The 21,651-nt window shown below is 54.2% G+C and carries 23 protein-coding genes; 9 read left to right on the top strand and 14 right to left on the bottom strand.

Annotated elements, in window-relative coordinates:
• Nucleotides 1-21: 21 nt before the first annotated feature.
• Nucleotides 22-825, bottom strand: a complete 804-nt coding sequence (locus tag ACLHV9_RS11750) for a YdcF family protein (RefSeq protein ID WP_407220509.1) — start codon at nucleotides 823-825, stop codon at nucleotides 22-24.
• Between the two features lie 283 nt (nucleotides 826-1,108).
• Between ACLHV9_RS11750 and ACLHV9_RS11745 the strand changes: the two genes are divergently transcribed.
• Nucleotides 1,109-1,768 (top strand): O-methyltransferase, encoded by a 660-nt coding sequence (locus ACLHV9_RS11745; RefSeq protein WP_407220507.1) that lies wholly within the window; start codon nucleotides 1,109-1,111, stop codon nucleotides 1,766-1,768.
• Between the two features lie 82 nt (nucleotides 1,769-1,850).
• Here the strand turns inward: ACLHV9_RS11745 and hrpA are convergent, their stop codons facing one another.
• The gene (gene hrpA, locus ACLHV9_RS11740; protein WP_407220506.1) at nucleotides 1,851-5,753 is read right to left on the bottom strand and encodes an ATP-dependent RNA helicase HrpA; all 3,903 of its coding nucleotides are present in this window, start codon (nucleotides 5,751-5,753) and stop codon (nucleotides 1,851-1,853) included.
• A gap of 205 nt (nucleotides 5,754-5,958) precedes the next feature.
• Between hrpA and azoR the strand changes: the two genes are divergently transcribed.
• Nucleotides 5,959-6,564, top strand: coding sequence for an FMN-dependent NADH-azoreductase (gene azoR, locus ACLHV9_RS11735; protein ID WP_028017486.1), 606 nt, complete (start codon nucleotides 5,959-5,961; stop codon nucleotides 6,562-6,564).
• A gap of 89 nt (nucleotides 6,565-6,653) precedes the next feature.
• Nucleotides 6,654-7,340, top strand: a complete 687-nt coding sequence (locus tag ACLHV9_RS11730; protein ID WP_208595253.1) for an RluA family pseudouridine synthase — start codon at nucleotides 6,654-6,656, stop codon at nucleotides 7,338-7,340.
• Nucleotides 7,341-7,347: 7 nt separating this feature from the next.
• Here ACLHV9_RS11730 and ACLHV9_RS11725 read toward each other — a convergent pair whose 3' ends face one another.
• On the bottom strand, nucleotides 7,348-7,887 hold the full coding sequence (locus ACLHV9_RS11725) for a DUF2058 domain-containing protein (protein WP_407220505.1): 540 nt from the start codon (nucleotides 7,885-7,887) through the stop codon (nucleotides 7,348-7,350).
• A 258-nt stretch (nucleotides 7,888-8,145) separates the two neighbouring features.
• On the opposite strand from ACLHV9_RS11725, the gene ACLHV9_RS11720 reads away from it, so the two are divergent.
• The 4 genes from ACLHV9_RS11720 (at nucleotide 8,146) to ACLHV9_RS11705 (ending at nucleotide 11,615) form a co-directional block, all read left to right on the top strand.
• Entirely contained in the window at nucleotides 8,146-8,667 is a 522-nt protein-coding gene (locus tag ACLHV9_RS11720) for a DUF2778 domain-containing protein (protein ID WP_108089964.1), read from the top strand.
• 253 nt (nucleotides 8,668-8,920) lie between these two features.
• Nucleotides 8,921-9,412 carry an Hcp family type VI secretion system effector gene (locus ACLHV9_RS11715; RefSeq protein ID WP_108089966.1) on the top strand — a complete coding sequence of 164 codons (492 nt, stop codon included), beginning with the start codon at nucleotides 8,921-8,923 and terminating at the stop codon, nucleotides 9,410-9,412.
• Between the two features lie 179 nt (nucleotides 9,413-9,591).
• Nucleotides 9,592-10,566, top strand: coding sequence for a DUF1852 domain-containing protein (locus ACLHV9_RS11710; RefSeq protein WP_407220503.1), 975 nt, complete (start codon nucleotides 9,592-9,594; stop codon nucleotides 10,564-10,566).
• A 23-nt stretch (nucleotides 10,567-10,589) separates the two neighbouring features.
• A complete protein-coding gene (locus tag ACLHV9_RS11705; RefSeq protein WP_129324790.1) occupies nucleotides 10,590-11,615 on the top strand; it encodes a methionine synthase in 1,026 nt (341 codons plus the stop codon).
• 7 nt (nucleotides 11,616-11,622) lie between these two features.
• On the opposite strand, the gene ACLHV9_RS11700 is transcribed toward ACLHV9_RS11705, so the two are convergent.
• From ACLHV9_RS11700 to ACLHV9_RS11665, 8 genes are read right to left on the bottom strand one after another with little or no spacing between them, the layout of a single operon-like run.
• On the bottom strand, nucleotides 11,623-12,153 hold the full coding sequence (locus ACLHV9_RS11700) for a DUF3833 domain-containing protein (protein WP_407220502.1): 531 nt from the start codon (nucleotides 12,151-12,153) through the stop codon (nucleotides 11,623-11,625).
• Nucleotides 12,150-12,674, bottom strand: a complete 525-nt coding sequence (locus tag ACLHV9_RS11695) for a hypothetical protein (protein ID WP_407220501.1) — start codon at nucleotides 12,672-12,674, stop codon at nucleotides 12,150-12,152. The genes ACLHV9_RS11700 and ACLHV9_RS11695 overlap by 4 nt, the downstream gene beginning before the upstream one ends.
• Nucleotides 12,671-13,156: a DUF2878 domain-containing protein gene (locus ACLHV9_RS11690; RefSeq protein ID WP_108089970.1), complete on the bottom strand. Its 486-nt coding sequence runs from the start codon at nucleotides 13,154-13,156 to the stop codon at nucleotides 12,671-12,673. The genes ACLHV9_RS11695 and ACLHV9_RS11690 overlap by 4 nt, the downstream gene beginning before the upstream one ends.
• Nucleotides 13,153-14,373, bottom strand: coding sequence for a class I SAM-dependent methyltransferase (locus ACLHV9_RS11685; RefSeq protein ID WP_407220499.1), 1,221 nt, complete (start codon nucleotides 14,371-14,373; stop codon nucleotides 13,153-13,155). Before ACLHV9_RS11685 ends, ACLHV9_RS11690 begins: the two co-directional genes overlap by 4 nt.
• Nucleotides 14,370-15,092 (bottom strand): DUF1365 domain-containing protein, encoded by a 723-nt coding sequence (locus ACLHV9_RS11680; RefSeq protein WP_108089972.1) that lies wholly within the window; start codon nucleotides 15,090-15,092, stop codon nucleotides 14,370-14,372. Before ACLHV9_RS11680 ends, ACLHV9_RS11685 begins: the two co-directional genes overlap by 4 nt.
• 1 nt (nucleotide 15,093) lies before the next feature.
• Entirely contained in the window at nucleotides 15,094-16,353 is a 1,260-nt protein-coding gene (locus ACLHV9_RS11675; protein WP_108089973.1) for an NAD(P)/FAD-dependent oxidoreductase, read from the bottom strand.
• Nucleotides 16,350-17,069, bottom strand: a complete 720-nt coding sequence (locus ACLHV9_RS11670; RefSeq protein WP_128348938.1) for an SDR family NAD(P)-dependent oxidoreductase — start codon at nucleotides 17,067-17,069, stop codon at nucleotides 16,350-16,352. Before ACLHV9_RS11670 ends, ACLHV9_RS11675 begins: the two co-directional genes overlap by 4 nt.
• On the bottom strand, nucleotides 17,066-17,500 hold the full coding sequence (locus ACLHV9_RS11665) for a nuclear transport factor 2 family protein (protein WP_407220497.1): 435 nt from the start codon (nucleotides 17,498-17,500) through the stop codon (nucleotides 17,066-17,068). The genes ACLHV9_RS11670 and ACLHV9_RS11665 overlap by 4 nt, the downstream gene beginning before the upstream one ends.
• A gap of 259 nt (nucleotides 17,501-17,759) precedes the next feature.
• Here ACLHV9_RS11665 and ACLHV9_RS11660 point away from each other — a divergent pair, with 259 nt between their 5' ends.
• On the top strand, nucleotides 17,760-18,338 hold the full coding sequence (locus ACLHV9_RS11660) for a histidine phosphatase family protein (RefSeq protein WP_238934274.1): 579 nt from the start codon (nucleotides 17,760-17,762) through the stop codon (nucleotides 18,336-18,338).
• A gap of 44 nt (nucleotides 18,339-18,382) precedes the next feature.
• On the opposite strand, the gene ACLHV9_RS11655 is transcribed toward ACLHV9_RS11660, so the two are convergent.
• From ACLHV9_RS11655 to ACLHV9_RS11645, 3 genes are all read right to left on the bottom strand, one after another.
• Entirely contained in the window at nucleotides 18,383-19,213 is an 831-nt protein-coding gene (locus tag ACLHV9_RS11655) for an oxidoreductase (RefSeq protein ID WP_407220495.1), read from the bottom strand.
• Between the two features lie 115 nt (nucleotides 19,214-19,328).
• Nucleotides 19,329-20,336 (bottom strand): AraC family transcriptional regulator, encoded by a 1,008-nt coding sequence (locus tag ACLHV9_RS11650; protein ID WP_129324798.1) that lies wholly within the window; start codon nucleotides 20,334-20,336, stop codon nucleotides 19,329-19,331.
• 39 nt (nucleotides 20,337-20,375) lie between these two features.
• Nucleotides 20,376-20,867 (bottom strand): OsmC family protein, encoded by a 492-nt coding sequence (locus ACLHV9_RS11645; RefSeq protein ID WP_028017503.1) that lies wholly within the window; start codon nucleotides 20,865-20,867, stop codon nucleotides 20,376-20,378.
• A gap of 121 nt (nucleotides 20,868-20,988) precedes the next feature.
• Here ACLHV9_RS11645 and ACLHV9_RS11640 point away from each other — a divergent pair, with 121 nt between their 5' ends.
• Nucleotides 20,989-21,639: a GntR family transcriptional regulator gene (locus ACLHV9_RS11640; protein WP_049005989.1), complete on the top strand. Its 651-nt coding sequence runs from the start codon at nucleotides 20,989-20,991 to the stop codon at nucleotides 21,637-21,639.
• Nucleotides 21,640-21,651 lie beyond the last annotated feature (12 nt).

Below are 21,651 nucleotides of genomic sequence, written 5' to 3'. Positions count from 1 at the left end.
GAGGGGGAAACCGCAGGATACTCAGAGGAGCGAGCGCCGGGATAAGGCGGTTTTCAGGACCGGATCCTGCTGTAACAATGCCCATGCTTCAGCCACAGCATCAGGAAACTCAACGTGAGCGATAAAATCACGTCCGGCAGGACCATAGCCGTTAACGTCATCATACAGTCGCGGCAGTTCCCCCAGAACCAGTGACAGGTAGCGGTCAACGGGCCACAGTCCGGTGTTGCCCTCGCTAAATTCCACCCCATCTTTGCCGTTCTGCAGTGTCGGTATAACCCCCGGGTGACTTATCCACCGTGGCGAAACGGGTTCATCCCGGCACACGCGGGCAAACGTCGCCATGGTACGTCGCTGCATTGTCGGATCCTGCACCACCAGCACTCGCCCGGTAGCTCGCTGATGCTGTTTCAGTATGTTCCAGCTAAAACGCGCGTTTTCACCACAGTTGGTGGATTGATCTTCGATCCACAAACGTCCCTCAGGGATCTGCCAGAACTCGCGTGCAATGTCGGCCAGAATACCGGCTTCCGGTCGCCCAGTGACCGGTATTGTGTGATAACGCGGGTGACTGCCAATGGCCGCATATAGAAACGCGGTCGAATGGCCGATACCGCCGCTAATCAGCAACGGGATCTCGTTTTGCGCGGCGATACGGCAGGCCGCATCAATAGTCGGAATGACCGCGTTTCCTGCCAGAACTACCCCATCGACATCCGGGTTCTGACGGGAACCGCTCAGATCATCCTGCGCCAGCCATGTGCCGAGAGTATTAATCGCCGCCAGAGTGGCATCAGGCAGAATGGGGAAATGGGTCTGAACCATGATGAACTTCTCCTGTGAGTCTCTTCAGGGGGACGGCTTCTGGCTAATAAAGTACAGGCGAGCGCCGAATCGGATTGCATCTGCCTATTATGCTATTGGTTTTCTATCACTCAAAACATTCTGTTGCGTGTGCTGTTTAAAAAAGTACCCAGTGCGGCTCAATTATACCGTGAACGATTTTACAGGGAACTTCGGGGCCAGATTTACGAAGGTTCAATGCCTGAAGTGCTACGATTACCAGGTCCCTATTTCGCCCCCAGTTTTTACTCTCAGGAGCCAATCTATGCAACAACAGTGGTCAGCAGTAGATAATTTCATGATTTCTTCGCTTATTCCTGAAGATGATGTCTTGCGTCAGGTACTGGAAAACAACAAACGCGGCGGGCTCCCCGAACACGATGTAGCGGCCAATCAGGGTCAACTGCTGGCGCTGTTTGTCCGTCTGACGCAGTCGCGGCGTGTTCTTGAGATTGGCACGCTCGGTGCCTATAGTTCCATCTGGATGGCTCGCGCTCTGCCGCCAGACGGAAAGCTGATTACGCTTGAAGCGGATCCAACCCATGCCGAAATTGCCCGCCAGAATATCCACCTCGCGGGGCTAAACAACCGTATTGAACTGGTAGAAGGCCCGGCTCTGAACTCGCTCGAGAATTTCGGTGATATACCGCCATTCGACCTGATCTTTATTGATGCAGATAAGCCAAACAACCCAGGTTATCTGAAATGGGCGCTGCACTACTCCCGCCCAGGGACGTTGATTATTGGTGATAACGTGGTACGCGAGGGCGAAGTGATTAACGAGCAAAGTGACGATGCGCGCGTGCAGGGTGTTCGTCGGTTTATCGAGATGATTGGGGACAATCCCCGTTTAACCGCCACCGCGTTGCAGACGGTGGGGGTTAAGGGGTGGGACGGGTTTACGCTGGCAATTGTGGAACGATAACCAGCCGGGTGGCGGCTACGCCTTACCCGGCCTACATTTTCTTCCGTAGGCCCGGTAAGCGCAGCGCCACCGGGCAAGGGTTTTAACCGGAAATCTGCTCCATTGTCTGCAAAATACGTTTATCCGAAATCGGATACGGCGTACCGAGCTGCTGGGCAAAGAAGCTGACACGGAGCTCTTCGATCATCCAGCGGACTGCCTGAACGTCTTCATCGTCGCGGCGTGTCGGCGGCAGTTTATTCAGCCACTGCTGCCACGCCTGCTGCACGCTCTCCACTTTCAACATCTGAGCGCGATCGCGATGTGGGTCGATAGCCATTTTCTCGAGCCGTTTTTCAATCGCCTGCAGATAACGCAGCGTATCGCCGAGTCGCTTAAAGCCGTTCCCGGTGACAAACCCACGGTACACCAGCCCGGCCATCTGTGCTTTTACATCTGACAGCCCCAGCGCCATGGTCATATCCACGCGCCCTTTCAGACGTTTGTTGATATTGAAAACGGTGGTGAGGATTTGCTCGACCTGCTTGGCAATCTCTACCACCGTGTCGTTCAGCTCCGCGCGCACCTTGTCATGAAGCTGAGCAAAACCTGCTTCCGTCCAGACCGGACCACCCGCCTCGTGGATCAGTTTGTCCACGCCGCAGGAGATGCAGTCGTCGATCAGATCCAGCACTTTACCGTATGGGTTAAAGTACAGCCCCAGTTTGGCTTTGTTCGGTAACTTCTCGTGCAGATACTTAATCGGCGACGGGATATTCAATAGCAGCAAGCGGCGCAGGCCGCGCCACATCATCTGTTGCTGTTCCTGCGGGTTATCAAACAGCTTGATCGCCACACTGTCGCGCTCATCGACCAGCGCAGGCCAGGCCTTCACCTTATAGTTACCGCGCTTCTGCTCGTAGCTTTCCGGAAGCTGACCAAAACTCCAGATGTGCAATCCGCTCTGCTCGATACCGTCATCCGCAACCGCAGAGAGCGTCTCCTGGACTTTGCCTTTCAACGCCTCTTTCAATTCGGTCAGGGAACGCCCTTCCTGCAGCTTTTTGTTTTTATCGTCCACCACGCGGAAGCTGATTTTCAGGTGATCGGGCACCTGATCCCAGTTCCAGTCATCGCGGTCGATGGTCGTGCCGGTCATGCGTCGGAATTCACGCTCCAGCGCGTCCAGCAGCGGCAGTTCCAGCGGTGTGACGCGGCCTAAAAAGGCTTCCGCATAGTTTGGCGCAGGCACAAAGTTGCGGCGCACCGGTTTAGGCAGCGATTTGATTAATGCAATGACCAGTTCGCGACGCAGGCCAGGAATTTGCCACTCGAACCCGCTCTCTTCCACCTGGTTTAACAGTGGTAGCGGAATGTGTACGGTCACCCCATCCGCGTCTGCGCCGGGTTCAAACTGATAGGTCAACCGCAGCTTGAGGTTGCCCTGATGCCAGAAGTTCGGGTAATCAAGTTTGCTGACTGACTCCGCCCCTTCCTTAATCAACATGCTCTTCTCAAAGTTGAGCAGGTCTGGCGTCTCTTTGCTGGCTTTCTTCCACCAGCTGTCGAAGTGACGGGCAGAGATCACATCATGGCTGATGCGCTGATCGTAAAACTCAAACAGCGCCTCGTCGTCCACCAAAATGTCGCGACGGCGGGATTTGTGTTCCAGCTCTTCCACCTCGGCGCGCAGTTTGAGGTTTTCGCGGAAGAAGGCGTGGCGAGTCTGCCAATCACCTTCCACCAGCGCATGGCGGATAAACAGCTCGCGGCACAGAGCCGGATCGATCTGGCTGTAGTTGACCTTACGCGCGGCCACGACAGGCAGACCGTAGACGGTCACCTTCTCAGTCGCCATTACCGCGCCCTGCGCACGCTCCCAGTGTGGCTCACTGTACGAGCGTTTCAGCAGATGTTGCGCCACCGGCTCAACCCATTCCGGATCGATACGCGCCGCAATGCGCCCCCACAGACGGCTAGTTTCCACCAGCTCGGCCACCATGGTCCATTTCGGCGGTTTTTTGAACAAGCCGGAACCGGGGAAGATGGAGAAACGGGCGTTACGCGCGCCGGTATACTCCTGCTTTTCTGCGTCCTTCATCCCGATATGGGACAACAAACCGGTCAGCAGTGCGATATGCACTTCCCGGTATTCCGCCGGTTCACTGTTGACCGGAATGCCCAGCTCTTTCACCACCTGGCGGAGCTGGGTGTAGATATCCTGCCACTCGCGTACGCGCAGGTAGTTGAGGAAATCCACGCGACACTGGCGGCGGAACTGGTTCGAGGAGAGCGCTTTTTGCTGCTCGCCGAGGTAGTTCCACAGGTTCACGAAAGCGAGGAAATCGGACTCTTTATCGTGGAAGCGGCGGTGTTTTTCATCAGACGCCTGCTGTTTGTCCATCGGACGTTCACGCGGATCCTGAATGGAGAGCGCCGAGGTGATGATCATCGCTTCACGCACGCAGCCGTGTTTTTGTGCTTCCAGCACCATACGCGCCAGACGCGGGTCGACCGGCAACTGGCTGAGCTGACGGCCCAGCGGCGTCAGCTTATAAGCCGTTGCCTGCTCATCGGTGGTAATAGCGCCGAGCTCTTCCAGCAGACGTACACCGTCCTGAATGTTGCGTTTGTCCGGCGCTTCCACGAACGGGAACGCCGCGATGTCGCCCAGCCCCAGGGCAGTCATCTGCAGGATAACGGACGCCAGGTTGGTGCGCAGAATTTCCGGGTCAGTAAATTCCGGACGCGACAGGAAATCGTCCTCAGAGTAAAGACGAATACAGATCCCTTCTGACACACGACCACAGCGGCCCTTACGCTGGTTCGCCGAGGCCTGGGAAACCGGCTCAATCGGCAGGCGCTGAACTTTGGTACGGTAGCTATAGCGACTGATACGCGCCGTACCCGGGTCGATAACGTGTTTGATCCCCGGTACGGTCAGCGAGGTTTCCGCCACGTTGGTCGCCAGCACGATACGTCGCCCGCTGTGCGCCTGGAACACGCGGTTCTGTTCGCTGTTTGACAGACGTGCGTACAGCGGCAGGATCTCCGTGTGGCGCAGATCGCGCTTGCTGAGCGCGTCGGCGGTGTCGCGAATTTCGCGCTCGCCGCTCATAAAGATCAGAATATCACCCGCGCTTTCGTTACCCAGTTCGTCAACGGCATCGAAAATAGCCTGCAGCTGGTCACGCTCGGTATCATCCGCCTCTTCCACAATCGGGCGATAGCGCACTTCCACGGGATACGTGCGTCCAGACACCTCGATAATCGGCGCATTGTTGAAATGCTTCGAGAAGCGTTCCGGGTCGATGGTTGCGGAGGTGATGATGATTTTCAGATCCGGGCGACGCGGCAGCAGCTCTTTCAGGTAGCCTAGCAGGAAGTCGATGTTCAGGCTGCGTTCGTGCGCTTCGTCAATAATGATGGTGTCGTACTGCATCAGCAGGCGATCCTGCTGGATTTCCGCCAGCAGAATACCGTCGGTCATCAGTTTGACCATGGTGTTATCGCTAACGTGGTCGCTGAATCGCACTTTGTAACCGATGCAACCGCCCGGCTCCGTTTGCAGCTCTTCGGCAATACGGTTCGCAACAGTACGCGCCGCCAGACGACGCGGCTGGGTGTGGCCAATCAGCCCTTTGATCCCGCGGCCAAGCTCCATACAGATTTTCGGCAGTTGGGTGGTTTTCCCCGAACCGGTTTCACCCGCGACAATCACCACCTGATGATCGCGGATAGCTTCGAGGATGTCCTGTTTTTTCTGACTGACGGGCAGGTTATCCGGGTAATTGATCGCCGGACGCGCAGCTTCACGCAGCACAACTTTCCCTGCCGCCTGTTCAATCTCTTTTGCCATCTCCTGGTAAATGGCCTGTTGTGCATCAGGATTTTTAACCTTCTTCACGCCGTGCAGACGGCGGGCAAAGCGCTGTTTATCACGCAGCGTCAGCGAATCAAGCTGTTGCAGGAGCATCGCGAAGGTGAGTTTTTGTTGTTCTGTCATAGCGTTAACGGGCAGTGCACTGCCAGGTAAAATCTCTTTTTAATGATTGCTATAGAGTACCACATTGGTGCTTTCAGCGCCTTATTCAAAAAATTCGAACATAGGCTTCGATATATTGCGCTATCTCTATGGCAGGATTGTGAATAGAGTGTCAACAAGCAACGGGGCAACCCCCTTCAATCAAATGCAATAACAGGAATCACCCATGAGCAAAGTATTAGTTTTGAAATCCAGTATTCTGGCAGGGTACTCTCAGTCTGGTCAGCTGTCTGATTACTTCGTTGAACAGTGGCGTGAACAGCATTCTGCTGACGAAATCACCGTGCGTGACCTGGCTGCAAACCCAATTCCTGTGCTGGACGGCGAGCTGGTTGGCGCGCTGCGTCCAAGCGATGCACCACTGAGCCCACGTCAGCAGGAAGCTCTGGCCCTGTCCGACGAACTGATTGCTGAGCTGCAGGCGCACGACGTTATCGTCATTAACGCCCCAATGTACAACTTCAACATCCCAACTCAGTTGAAGAACTATTTCGACCTGGTGGCGCGTGCTGGCGTAACCTTCCGTTACACCGAGAACGGTCCTGAAGGCCTGGTAAAAGGTAAACGTGCGATCGTACTGACCAGCCGTGGCGGTATCCACAAAGACACCCCAACCGACCTGGTTGCACCATATCTGACCGTTTTCCTGGGCTTCATCGGTATCACTGATGTGAACTTCGTGTTCGCTGAAGGTATTGCCTACGGTCCTGAAATGGCGACCAAAGCGCAGACCGATGCGAAATCTGCTATCGACAGTTTCGTAGCTGCTTAAGATATTCCCCTCTCACCGCCCGGTGGGAGGGTTTTTCTTTTCTCCGCATTTAGTTATCATCCGCTCCCACTCTCCAGCCGGGCGGCCTGATGTCTGCGATTATTGATTCTTTTATTGCCCCACCGTGTCACGACAACATCGAGATCCTCTGGCAGGATGAACATCTGCTGTTGATCAATAAACCTTCCGGTCTGCTCAGCCTCTCGGGCAAAAATCCGCAAAACCTCGATTCTGTCCATTATCGTCTGGTCCAGACGTTCCCTGGCTGCACGCTGGTACACCGCCTGGATTTTGGTACCTCAGGGTTGATGGTGGTTGCGCGCAATAAAGCCATCAATGCCGCACTGTGCGAACAGTTCAGCCAGCGCAGCGTGGAGAAAGTCTACAGCGCCCTGCTTTGCGGACATGTTGAAAATGACGAAGGTGTAATTGATGCGCCGATTGCCAAAGATCCGGCGCTATTCCCATTGATGTCGATCTGCGCGAAAAATGGTAAACCCGCCCGCTCCCACTATCGGGTGGTGGAAAGGTTTTATCAGGAGACGGGACTGCCGTTAACACGGGTGAAACTCACCCCGGAGACCGGGCGAACCCACCAGTTGCGCATTCACTGCCAGCAGTTGGGGCACCCGATTCTGGGCTGCGATCTGTATGGTGGTCTCGAAGCGCCGGGAGCGGAAGACGCGCCCCGGCTGATGCTGCATGCCTGCGAATTGAATTTTATTCATCCCGTGAGCGGAGAGCCGGTTAACGCCCGTCACGCCGCCCCGTTCTGAAGGGGATTTACCACATCAAATCGTCCGGAATTTTGAAGTCCGCGTACGGATCGTCTTCGTCCTGCTCTTCCTGGCTGAGCGCGCTGTTTAATACGATACTGTCGGCATCGCGCTGGGCAATTTTGTCTGCCACCAAAGCCGGGATAATTGCGTATTCGCAGTCACCGCTGGCGTTGATGACCAGGCGGGCAATCGCCAGACGACCGTTAATCAACTGAGTTTGAGTCTGCTTATCAACCTCGATTCTCTTGATCAGATTACCGTCGGTGAAGTTAAAGGTGATGTTGCCCCTTGAAACGGTGATGCGGTTCATCTCAATCAGTTGCTTCACCTGCGCCTTAAACTCTTTCGCCAGAACGGCCTGTTTTTGCTGCTCGCTCAGCAGTTTATCGCGCTCGATCTGCGCTTTCTTGTTCTCTTCTACCGCTTCCCGAGCTTCACGCGCCTGAACGCGTGATTTCTTTGCCGTGCGCTGCACTTTCGCCGCTTTCTTGCTGCTGACCAGGCCTGCTTTCAGCATCTGCTCTTGTAAGGTGAGTTTTGTCATGATCGTTTCTAAACCGATTGGAAATTTTGGGGATTATAGCGGGAATTGCGGAGCGTGTGCCAGAGAAGTAGGCATGTCGTTTTTTTAACTGAGTCTGGCTCATTAGTCATTCAGCGTTAACTCCTAAAGAGTGATTAAAAATTGTCAGGTCATTTTCTTAAAAAAAATCAGCAGCGCAGAAATATGATGTGAGTTGAATATCTGTACCCACATCAGGCGTAGGCTGCTTTTCTCTTATTAAAATACTAAGGAGAAAATATGGCCTTAAAAGGAACAATGCTGCTTAACGGTGCTGACTATGCGCCTTTTAACCTGCACGGCGTTGGCGTGTTTATGGCGCATTCCGGGCAGGGAATTTACAGAAACAATGGATTATGTGGTGCAGTCAAAGGATCGGGTCCAATTCCCCCAGGTAAATACTGGATTGTTGACAGAGGGACTGGAGGTTTCTTTTCAGGATTAAAAGCGAAGGTTCAGGATCGGTGGAACAAGGTGAGATCTGGCGCAGAATTTGGCCGCGATGAGTGGTTTGCTTTATACAAGGATGACTGGGGAATCGATGATGGTACCTGGATTGATAACGTCTACCGGGGTTTGTTTCGGCTGCATCCGGGTACGGTATCTGAGGGATGTATCACGATTGCCCATAATTCTGATTACGCATTAATCCGGAATGCTCTCATGAGTACAGAGCTTATTGAAGTTCCCTGTATGCGTTCGCTGATGGCACGCGGCTGGGTTGAGGTGAGTGAAAGTGGCTATACCAGCACTTGCCCGTAAATGGGGCATCAGGCTATTGAAAACGGCCTGGTTTATATGCATCAGCATTATAGTAGGCCGCACATTGGGGCCCGCTGAACGCTATCTAGACCACGACGTCGCCTCATCTATATGTGATTTTATTTATGGCGATGTGAATGCTGAAACAATATATGACACATATACCAATATTGATATTTTAATTGTACTGACCCTCACCACGGTTATTTATCGCTTAACAACTCTGCTATTCAATAAAATAAGGAAATAACGAATGCCAATTCCTCCCTACATGTGGCTAAAAGACGACGGTGGAGCACATATTAAAGGTTCCGTTGATGTTCAGGACCGTGAAGGCAGCATTGAGATCATAGGGCTGAGCCATGGCATCAACCTCCCGGTAGACAGCGCTAACGGCAAGATCACCGGCACGCGTCAACACTCATCCATGCGCATTGAAAAGGAAGTTGATAGCTCCACGCCCTATCTCTACAAAGCAGCATCTACCGGTCAGGCGCTTAAAAGCGCTGAAATCAAGTTCTATCATATTAATGATGCCGGACAGGAAGTCTGTTATTACTCCGTACTAATGGAGAACGTAAAGGTTACTGGTGTTAACTGCAGCGTGCCAAACGTGAAGATCACTGCCAACGATAAAATGAACCACGTTGAAAGCGTAAGCCTGCAGTACGAAAAAATTACCTGGCGCATCGTCGACGGGAACATCATGCACAGCGACGCCTGGAACGAAAGGCCTACAGCCTAACGCTAAGGGGCGCGATGCCCCTTCCTCTTTCACTTCACTCTCCAGCCTGTGCGCAATCCTGTTAATGAACTTCCCTCATGTTGCATTGAAATTAAGTCACTTCCCCTGCGCTGCGGGCTCAGGCATAAATTATGCATCGGTAACTTCTTGGCAACATGAACTTAGGATGCATAACCACAATGAGCAAAGCTTTCACATATACCCTTAAGCGCAGTTGCTTCGATGAGAATTACAACCCGTCTGAAAATACGCGTACGACCACCAACTTTGCCAACCTGGCGCGCGGGGAAAAGCGTCAGGAAAACCTGCGCAATACGCTGGTGATGATCAACAACCGTTTTAACGCCCTGGCGCGCTGGGATAACCCAAATGCCGATCGCTATGCGGTCGAACTTGAAATCATTTCAGTTGAGATGAACATCGGTGCTGAGAAAGCATTCCCGGCCATTGAGATACTGCAGACCACCATTGTCGACAAGAAAAACAACCAGCGTATCCCTGGCATTGTCGGGAATAACTTCTCGTCGTATGTACGGGATTATGATTTCAGCGTGCTGCTGCTTGAGCACAATAAAAACCAACAACACTTCAGCATTCCGGAAAAATTTGGCGAGCTGCATGGCAATATCTTCCGCCATTTTATGAGCTCATCTGAGTACAGAGAGAATTTCAAAAATGCACCTGTAATTTGCCTGAGCGTCTCCAGCAAAGATACCTACCGCCGTACGGGAAACGAGCACCCTGTGCTCGGCATCGAGTATCAGCCGGATGGCGAGTCTTTAACAGAGCAGTACTTCGCGAAGATGGGCCTTAACGTACGCTATTTCATGCCTGAAAACAGCGTCGCACCTTTTGCGTTCTTTTTTACCGGCGATTTGCTGATTGATTACACCGATCTGGAACTGATCGGCACCATCAGCACGATGGAAACGTTCCAGAAAATCTATCGCCCGGAAATTTATAACGCTAACTCGGCGGCGGGACTTTTCTATCGACCGGATCTGAACCAGCAGGATCACTCATTAACAAAAATTGTTTATGACCGCGAAGAGCGAAGCCGTCTGGCGATTGAACAGGGTCGATTTACCGAAGAATACTTCATTAAGCCTTACCAACACATTCTTGAGCAGTGGTCTGATAACTACACGCTTTAATACATCAAAAAAGGTCTTTTACTATGAAAACATTGCTCCCGACTTCTACGGCTGGCAGCCTGCCTAAGCCGACCTGGCTTGCTCAACCTGAAACGCTGTGGTCACCCTGGAAATTACAGGATCAGGAATTACTCACGGGGAAACAGGACGCACTTCGTTTATCTCTGGATGAGCAGATCCGTGCGGGTATTGATATCGTCAGCGACGGTGAACAAACCCGCCAGCACTTTGTCACCACCTTTATTGAACACCTGAGCGGCGTTGATTTTGAAAACCGCCAGACCGTACGCATTCGTAACCGCTATGACGCCAGCGTGCCGACCGTGGTCTCTGCCGTTGCGCGCCAGAAACCGGTATTCGTGGATGACGCGAAGTACCTACGCCAGCTCACGGACAAGCCAATCAAATGGGCCCTGCCTGGGCCGATGACCATGATCGACACCCTTTACGACGCGCACTATAAAAGCCGTGAAAAGCTGGCCTGGGAGTTCGCCAAAATCCTGAATCAGGAAGCAAGAGAATTAGAAGCAGCTGGCGTCGATATTATTCAGTTTGATGAGCCGGCGTTTAATGTGTTTTTTGATGAGGTGAACGACTGGGGCATCGCCGCGCTGGAACGCGCCGTTGAAGGCCTGAAATGTGAAACGGCGGTACATATCTGCTACGGGTACGGTATTAAAGCCAACACTGACTGGAAAAAGACGCTCGGCTCGGAGTGGCGCCAGTACGAAGAGGCCTTCCCTAAACTGCAGACCTCTACCATCGACATTATCTCCCTGGAGTGCCACAACTCCCGCGTACCGATGGATTTGCTGGAGCTGATTCGCGGTAAAAAAGTGATGGTTGGCGCGATTGATGTCGCCACTAACAGCGTCGAAACGCCAGAAGAAGTGGCCGATACGCTGCGTAAAGCCCTGCAGTTTGTTGATGCCGATAAGCTTTACCCGTCAACCAACTGCGGTATGGCTCCTCTTTCCCGTCAGGTTGCCAACGGTAAACTGAAGGCCCTGAGCGCCGGGGCGGAGATTATTCGCAAAGAGCTCGCATAACGGCGAATCACTCACCCTTCCGGGTAAAGAACAGCGTCACCGTGGCGACGGTGACGCCCAGCTTCTTCATCTCGGTTTTGTTGAACAGATGTGTCTCATCCTGCAGGTACATCCAGTCGTCAAACTTGAGCAGCCAGGTACTGCCGTTCGCCTTCACATTCATGCTGTAATGCCAGTTAAAGGCGTTGCCTGCTGCCTGCCCGGTGGCAACCCCTTCAATGTCCCCTGCCGTTCCCTCGTAGCGATCGTTCCCCACGCGGCGGATATGCCAGACCCGCTGCTGCTTTTCACCGTCGTCATAAACAAAGTGTTCATTGAGCGTCAGCGTATCGCCGATCACATCCCCGGCAATCTCAACGTGAAAACGGCGGATCTGCTTGCCGCTGCGATCCTGCACCATCCCCCACGCTTCGGTTTTGCCCTGGAAGTAGTGGAAGATATCGAGCCGTGGCTGCTGCTGGCGATACTCGGTCACGTCTGTGCTACAGCCGGCCAGCAGCATCAAGAATGCCAGTGCCATCATCAGGATACGTTTCATTTTTGGCCTCCGATTAACTGCTGACGCAGGTCTGGATACTGTGTGCGTGGGCCAAGCCAGATCGCCAGAAAGCGAGTACTGAATGCTTCTGACTGGCGTGGTCCCAGGGGAATAAAACTTTTCTGGGAAGTGGGTTCGCGATACCAGAACTGCCCCTGCTTATCATTGATGACAAATGCCAGTTGCGAACCCGGTCTGACATCCGGCCACAGTGACTGAAGCATACGCAGCCAGGCTTCGCCTTGCGGTTCCTGCGCCAGGATCCCCTGAGCCTTCCACTGGTCGCGGGTCGCTTCAACCAGCTCATCGCGATCGATATCGCGCGCATAGGTAATAATTAGCGCCTGATCCTGATTTTCCCGGCTGTATCGACCATCGGGAGTGCGCAGCTGGGAGGTATAGACGGTGAACGGTCCCCACGTCAGCGTGGCATCCCCTACCTTACGCCAGGCCAGCCAGTCGGCCGCCTGAACCAGAGGGGACATGGTCATCAGCCAGATAAGCAAAACGGCAGACCTCATTTTTGTCTCCCCAACAGCAGGTGGAAAAACAGCATCAACACCAGCCAGCCCGGCACCATCCAACTGACGACGATAAAGGTCGGCTCCAGAAACGTGATGGCCCCCAGTCGCTCGCCAATCAGGTACGCCACCGGTCCTCCTGTGGCCGCCAGCAGCGTCAGCAGCCAGCCGGGTAAGGTCGTAGTGAGCGTAAGCTGTGTCCAGACGGTGGCGAACATCAGCCACAATGCCACCATCCATAGCGGTATCAGGGACTCGCTCCTGAAGGAAATCAGCCCCGTTAACACCCAGAGCGCATCCAGCAGGCAGCCCGCTGCGGCCAGACCAATTGCGTACAGACGGTATGCTGACGGCAATAACAGACAGGCAAGGATCGCCAGCGCGAGCCAGATAATCAGGCCCTGTTCTCGAAAAAGCACCACCAGCGCCCAGTAAAGATCGAACGCTATGGCCAGCAGGAAGACCTGAATGTATCGTTTCATACGCGCTCAGCGGTCAACTGCACTACGCTAATGGTGCGGGCGTTAAACCCGGCTTCGCAGTAGCCAAAGTAGTAAAGCCACATCCTGCGAAAACGCTCATCGAACCCGAGTTTTTCAATCTCCTGCCAGGTATGGATAAAGCGCTGCCGCCAGTGGGCCAGCGTGCGGGCGTAGTCAGGCCCCATGTCGAAGAGATTACGCACCACGAAATCGGTGTGGCGTGTCATCAGCTCATTCATCGCGGTAATGCTTGGCAAGAAGCCGCCGGGAAAAATATAGCGCTGAATAAAATCGACGCTTTTGCTGTAGTCGCGATAGCGCTGATCCTGAATGGTAATGGCCTGAATTGCCATGCGACCTCCCGGACGCAGCCGCGCCTGGCAGGTACGGAAGAACACTGGCAAGTAGCGCTGCCCTACGGCTTCAATCATCTCTATTGAGACCAGCTTGTCATACTGCCCGGTAAGGTCACGGTAATCGCAAAGCAGTACCTCGACGCGATCCTGCAATCCAGCGCGAGCGATCCGCTCCGTCGCCCAGAGATATTGCTCTTTCGACAGCGTGGTAGTGGTTACCCGACAGCCGTAGTGACGCGCGGCGTATTCCGCCATCGCGCCCCAGCCCGTGCCAATTTCCAGCAGGTGATCGGTCTCATTCAGAGCCAGTTGTTCGCACAAACGCGCCATTTTTGCCTGCTGCGCCGCCGTCAGATCCTGCTCGTCCGCGGTAAACAGCGCGCTGGAATAGAGCAGCTCCTTATCCAGAAAATGGGCATAAAAGGTGTTGCCCAGATCGTAATGGGCGGCAATATTTTCACGTGCCTGCGCGCGGGAGTTACGCCGCGTCCAGTGGCGTATCCGCTCCAGCGGCCTGCCAAGCAGGCGGAAGCCGTTTTCCAGACGGCCAAGTACCTCGCCGTTAAGCGCCAACAGCTCGAGAAGCGGCGTGAGTTGCGTGGTTTCCCATTCGCCGTCCATCCAGGCTTCTGCCGCGGCAAGGCTACCGCCGGTTAAGACACGCCAGTAGACGCCGGGAGAAAGGATTTGCACATCCGCATGCAGCGCGGAGGATGTCTCGCCAAAATGGAAAGTTTGTGCCCCTTCGCGCAGCGTCAGCGAGCCGCCGCGAATACCGCTTAGCAAACGAAAAAGCAGCCAGCGCGCGATGCGGACGTTGCGCGGGATATCGGGTTCAAGCGCAAAGACAGGATCGGTCATGAGCGTTCACTCCTGCTGACGGGATGGTTGTACAGCGGCACACGCTTGAGCCACAGGCGCAGCGCCTGCCAGTAAATGGCGAAAACGGTTTTCAGGGTCATGAGCGGGATGCGCAATAGCAGTGAGCGCAGTGCCGGGCGTGTCAGAGGCGCCCGGCGTAGCGCCAGCGTGGCATCGAAAACTTTCCCTTCCTGATGATTTTCAATGTGCATATGCAGCGTGTTATCCGGGTCGTTAAAGCGCCAGTGATAGACCATGTCCATCGGGTTGAAGGGGGAAACGTGAAACGCTTTTTCGGTGGGCTGCGCATTTTGTCCGTTAACGGCATAGTAATGACGTTCATTCCACGGCGTGTTGCGAACCTCCGCCAGCACCCAGCGCAGCATTCCCTTCCCGTCGTAGCAGTAGTAAAAGTTGACCGGATTGAAATGAAAGCCGAAATAGCGCAACTGTGTCAGAAGCATCACCCGCCCGTCCGGGCGTTCTCTGGTCAGGCTTTCCAGCCTGTTCAGCACGTTCTCCCTGAGCGGCGTGCCCAGCGGATAATCCGCGTCATAAAACGCGGCGGCGGCAAAGCGATTGCGCCGCACGCCGACGGAGGCCAGCAGCGGCAGTTCATCCAGATCCAGCCAGGCCATAAAGACGCTGTAGCGAAATTCATGGGTTTTCGGCTGAAGGCGACGGTGGCGTAGTACGCCATGATAGAGGCAGCTGTTCATCTCAGTTCCCCTCTCCGGACGCTATCGCATTGACCACGTCCAGCGCGCTGCGCACGCCATCTTCATGAAAACCGTTGTACCAGTAGGCCCCGCAAAACCAGCTTCTCTGGTGGCCGTTGATCTCGCCCCGCCGCGCCTGTGCCCGCCAACTTTTCGGGTTAAAAAGCGGATGTTCATAAACAAAACGTTGCAGAACGAAGCGTTCATCCATCGGCGTGTCCGGGTTCAGGGTGACGCAGAACAGCGGGCTACCCACAGGCAACCCCTGCAAAATATTCATGTTGTAGGTAACACAGGCGCTGGCCTGCTCGTGTTCGCTCAGGCGGTAGTTCCAGCTGGCCCATGCCCGCTGCCGAACCGGCAGCCAGCGCGGATCGCCGTGTAAAACGACCTCGTTGCGCTGCCAGCCGATATCGCCCAGCACCTCGCGCTCTGCGGGCGTGGGGTCATCAAGCATCGCCAGGGCACTGTCGGAGTGGCAGGCAAAAATGACCTGGTCGAAGGTATGGCTGCCGTTTTCAAGCTGAAGCGTAACCCCGCGAGCGTGTCGGCTCACCCGCTGCACCGGCACGTTGAGGTGTAGCGTCATGCGGTTGCCCAATTTGTCCAGCATGGCGCGGATATACTCCCGCGAGCCGCCGGGTACCACGTACCACTGCGGGCGATGGGTGATATCCAGCAGGCCATGATGGTGAAAGAAGCGTAAAAAGAGCGGCAAGGGGAAACGCTTCATCTCCTGCAACGACGATGACCAGATGGCGGCCCCCATCGGCAGAATGTAGTGGCGCGCAAAAAACGGCGTGAAGCCGTGCTGCTCCAGAAACGTTTGTAGCGTGGCATTCGGGTCCACCTCCCCAGCCAGCGTCTCTTTCGCCAGCCGATTGAAGCGGACGATCTCCCCGAGCAGCCGCCAGAACGTCGGATTCGCCAGATTTCGACGCTGGGCAAACAGCGATGTCAGGGTGTGTCCGTTGTACTCCAGCCCGGTCGCGGGATTGCGCACCGAAAAGCTCATCTGCGTTTTTTGCCCGCTGATGCCCAGCTCGCTGAGTAGCCCCATAAACCGCGGGTAGGTGCGGTCGTTGTAGACGATAAACCCGGTATCGATCGCGTATGTGCCCTGAGGTGTCGTCACGTCAACCGTTGCGGTATGGCCGCCGGGCGTGGCTCCCGCTTCAAACAGCGTCACCCGATGGTGCCCGGCCAGGCGCCAGGCGCAGGTCAGGCCGGCGATGCCGCTGCCGATAATCGCAATGTTCATGAACGCACCATCCTGCGCAGCAGCGCACGCTGAAGAAACGCAGGCAGTCCGGAGAGTAATCGCATAATCAGGCCGAAACCGTCAGGAAACGCGATATGCATTTTTCCTGCCGCCAGCCCGGTGCGGATCGCCTTAACCGCGTCGTCGACAGTCACCCGGCCAGGCATGACAAAATCATTTTTGCGCGTCAGAGGCGTGTCAACAAAACCCGGAGAAACAACCGTGACAGCAATCCCTTTTGGCTCCCAGTCAAGGCGCAAGCTCTCGGCAAACCAGCTCAGCGCCGCTTTGGACGCGCCGTAGGCCTCCGCGCGTGGAAATGGAAGCCAGTGGGCCATCGAGCTCACCAGCACCACACGGTTGCCAACAGCCATCTGCGACTGCAGCATCTCAAGGCAATTCACCGGGCCGAGGAAGTTTGTCGCCATAACGCGTTCCACCAGCGCCGCATCTACCTCGCCATGATCGAGGTATTCGCAGGTACCGGCGCAAAGAATGATCAAATCGGCATAGCTGCCGGTCAGGGCCTGGCGACAGGCGTCCCTGTCTGTCATATCGAACAGGCGAACGGTAAGATTGGGGCAACTCTGGTGCAGGGCTTCAAGACGTGCAGGGTCGCGCCCGCAGGCAATCACGTGGTAGCCGTCAGCGGCAAATGATTTCGCCAGCCCGGCGCCAATACCCGAGCTTGCGCCAGTAATGAGCACCGTCTTCATGATTTCACCCTCCGCTTCACGCCGCGTACCGCCCAGCCAAGCAGAGGAAGGTGTTCGTAGAGCATCTCTCCCGCATCGTAGTAATCACGTTGACGTGTGATGAGATGGTTTTCCGTCTCCACTACCGAACATCCCGGCAGTTCGAGCGGCTCTCCACCCGCAATGCGCGGGTGCAACCAGTGCATTACCCAGGTGACAGCAAAGCAGCTTTCGCTGCACAGCGGCGGATCGATAGTGAAACGGCAATCTTCGACATTGGCCAGAAGCTGGGTGAAATAGCGCTGAAGCGCAAAAATCCCCTGATGCTCGCCGAACGGATCGATAAGCGTGGCATTTGAATGATAAAGCTCAGCCAGCGCAGAGGGTGGCTGGCTATCCAGTGCGGTGTAGTAATTCACAAAACGACTCACGACAGTGTGCAACGTGCTCATGGGTCACATCCCGGCTGTAAATAACGTGGCGTAATCGCATAATTAAAACTTACACAATTGTTGTTATTTGTCCAAGTTTGCGTGGGGATTTTTTTTATATCATTTATATTTCAGTTGGTTAAAACCATACTTCGAATGACTAATGATGTAGGCCGGATAGATGCCTTCCTCCTGCTCGTTATATAGAACGCGTACTCCCCACTAAAACAAGTGGTAGAACATTTTCGCCAGAACGCGCTAGTCTGCCTGCGACGAGTGGATGACAGACGATAAGATTTTTATGGAAATTATTTTGATGCGACATGGAAAGCCCCAATACGCAGGCGCGCCAAAAGTGTCGTGCAGGGAAATGCCGGAGTGGATCGACAACTATAATCTCTCTTCTACGGGCCGCGATATGCCACCGGAAATCAGTAAAGTGCTGATTTATCGCGCACTCACCTTCATCAGCAGTCCGCTTCCGAGAGCCCTCTCATCGTTAAAAACACTGGGATGTGAGCCTGGCTTCATTGATGACGTGTTTCGGGAGGCGGAGCTACCGGTATTCCGTATCCCGGGGTTGCGGTTATCGCCTTTTCATTGGGCAGCGTTATTTCGAGTACTTTGGCTCTGTGGCCTGTCTGGAGAGGTAGAGTGCGTAAGAATGGCAAAAAGTCGTGCCGTTAAGGCGGCAGAGTTCCTCGTGACGGCGGCTAAGGGCTCCGACGGACCCGTCTTGCTCATGGGACACGGGATCATGAACCGGTTTATTGCAAAAGAACTGATCGCATTAGGCTGGAAAGAACAGACTCGCCCGGGTAAGGGGTACTGGGGAGCCGGTGTTTACAGCATTGTGTAGCGGCGCATACGGAGGCCGAGTTTTTTTTATCCTCGGCGCTCGGATCATCGGGTCTGGCTAAGAATAACGCGATCGAACAGACGGTCACCCAACCAGACGCGCATGCGGATGAGCATCTTTGCATACTTGCCGGCAGCATAACGTGTACGCGGATGAGGACTGTTAACGGCGCGGGCAACCACGTCCGCAATCACCTTCGGGTCGCTGCCTCTGCCATTCCCGTAAGCATTTTTGACCGAGTTCGCCACCTTCCCCACCAGATGACCATAAGGGCCACTAGCTGAACGTTTGACAATACTGCCGCTGACCACTTCACCAAAGCCTGTCTCGATTAAACCCGGTTCAACAATCACAACCTTAATTCCATATTCAGCCACTTCAAGACGCAGACAGTCAGACCATCCTTCGAGCGCATGTTTCGTTGCGTGATACCAGGCTCCCAGGGGGGTGTAAATTTTCCCTCCTATCGAAGTGATATTGATAATGTAACCATGGCGTCTGGCGCGCATGGCCGGGAGCAGCAGTTGCGTAAGGCGGGCCGCTCCAAACACGTTCACCTCAAACTGATAGCGAGCTTCATCAATACCGATCTCTTCTACCGGTCCATAGAGCCCAAAACCTGCATTGTTGACCAGTACGTCAACCCCACCTGTCTGCGACACGATGGTGTCTACTGCAGCCAAAATGTCTTCATCACGCGAGATATCCATCCGCAGAGCGCGCGCACCAAGCTGGGCGAGATCGTTCATTTTCTCAACGCTACGGGCAGCAGCGTAAACCTGATAGCCATCCTGAATAAGACGACGGGCGATGACTTTGCCCATACCTGACGATGCACCGGTGACCAGCGCGGTTTTCTTGTCCTGAGTAAACATAAATACCTCGGTGAGTAGACTGTCGTTATTTTGCCCTCCTTCGGCCCTACGTTAACTAGCGTACCGCGCCATATGACTCGCAAACTGCGCCATCGAGCGATAAATATGCACCTGTTTACTCAAGACGCATGGCTGTCCTGGCCGCTTCAGGGGTCTGGCCCGTCCAGGTCATAAATGCGCGATAGAATGAGTTAGGATCTTCAAAGCCAAGCAAAAATGCGATCTCATACCCGGAAAGACGCGTATTACGAAGATAATGACGGGCCAGGTGTTCACGACAAGCATTAACAAGGTTGCGAAAGTTGCCCCCTTCCTGCTCAAGCCTGCGTTGCAGCGTGCGTTTGCTCATTCCCAGACGCTCCGCCGCTTTTTCAATAGTCGCTTCGTTACCGGGAATAAGTTCCAGGAGTACCGCACGTACGCGCTCGGCGGTTGAAGCCAGTTCATTTAACTGACTGAGACGACGCTGAAGTTCTGGTTCAAATACCTGCCACATCCCCTCATTTGCCGTTAAAAACGGCCGAAGAGCATCGGTCGAGGAAAAGCTGATGGCAGGCTGTTCTCCATATTGCACGTCAGTTCCAAAGAAATGGGAAAAGTGGCTGTTCTGAACCGCTGACGGCAGTGCAGAGACACGGACCTGTAAGGGGTTAACCGGTTCGCGGGTCCCCAGCCGCAGAAGCTTGAGCAGGAAGCCCAGCTCTGCCACCTGCAGAGACGGCGGGATAGCTATCGCATAGAGCCAGCGCGGTGAAACGGTAAGTATGCCGTTTTGTTCCACCGTTGTTTCCAGAACCATGGGTGCAATAAGCTGTTTATATCTGGCCAGACGCTGGACAGCCTGCATCATATTGCTACTACACAGTGCGGCAAAAAGTGGCGGATCAAACACATCCGCTGAGATCAACTCAATGAGCGGTACGGGAAAGGCAGGATCGTTCGTTTCGGCCTCCAGCGCGCTCCAGAAGCGGATGTATTCATGCGTATCGAGTCCGCGCGCTTTTTGCAAAAAGAGATCGTCAGGTAATCCTGCCCTGCGGAGAATGCGTACTGGCTCAAGCCCCGCGTCTTTCAGCAGCGTTTTCCAGCTTATATCGAGAGCGAAAGTACGGTTATAGGCCATTTGCTCATTTCCGGTGTGAAGGTTATTCAACGCTTAGCGTTATTGCTCATCGACGTGTGAGCTGGCGCTATGCAGTATTGTTGGCTCGCACGTCACAGGGAAATTCAGCGAGTTAGCAATAAAGCAAAGCTCATGCGCACGGTGATGAAGTGCCACAGCGCGATCGATATCATCCCCAGGACGAAGCGTAATGTCGGGCTTGAGCACAATAGAGGTGAAACATCCCTTTTCTCCTTCGCGCATCGTTCCTTCCGCCCGGTCAATATAGGTATAAACGCTTATCCCCGCTTCAGCGCAAAGATGCAAATACCATAATTTGTGACAGGCAGAGGCTGACGCGACAAGAAGATCTTCAGGATTCCAGCATGATGCATCACCAAGAAATGCAGGGTCTGATGAACCTGCAATCGGAGATTTATCGCCCGCCGTGATGTCATAAAGCCGATCATAGGCTTTATAGGCTTCCGTCCCACGGCCTTTGTTCCCTTTCCACTCAACCTTAACCTGATAATGATGCTCACGATGGCTCATCTTGATACTCCCGATAATGATACCCGATGGGTTTTACTCGCGATGTTTGTTCGCACATCCCCTGACTCGACGTAAGCTAGCAGATGGTATACCATTATTCCATCTTTTCAGGAGAAACAGTATGCAACTGAACGCCCTTTCGACCCCGGACGTGCTCGCCAGTGAATTAAGAAAGATGATCAACAGCGGACGTCTGCGTGATGGAGAAAGGCTTGTTGAAAGGGATCTCGCCAGTTATTTCTCTGTCAGCCGAATTCCCATGAGAGAAGCGATCAGACAGCTTGAACGCGATGGGCTGGTGGAAATTTTCAGGAATCGCGGCGCCGTTGTCAGAACGCTATCCGTTGAGGATCTGGATGAGATTTACTCCCTACGCGCCTTGCTGGAAGGTGAAGCCGTCTTTCAGAGCGCGAAAATGGTGAATTCTGATACGCTGGCGAGAGCAGAACTGACGCATACGCTGCTCGCCAGAACGACTGAATTTGAAATGCAGGGCGCACTAAACCGGGAGTTCCACGATCTTATCTACAGTGGGTGCAAAAACCAACGCCTGCTGAAGTTGATTAATGATACCCGCAACCAGATAGAGCGATATGAATATCTCCAGCGAAAGCTCCTTTCCGAAACCCCAGTTTTTCAGGATGACCATGCAGGCATCCTTACAGCCTGCAAGGAACGGGATGCAGAGAAAGCACGGGCTGAAGTCATGCGACATATTCATAGTGCAGGAGAAATACTGAAAACGTTCATCAGCCGCCGCGTTGAGGGTTAAGGGGAAGTCTCA

Source organism: Enterobacter sp. CPE_E890 (assembly GCF_046521475.1).
Taxonomy (GTDB): domain Bacteria; phylum Pseudomonadota; class Gammaproteobacteria; order Enterobacterales; family Enterobacteriaceae; genus Enterobacter; species Enterobacter adelaidei.
The sequence above is the reverse complement of the archived record's forward strand: the minus strand, read 5'-3'. Positions and strand labels throughout refer to the sequence as shown.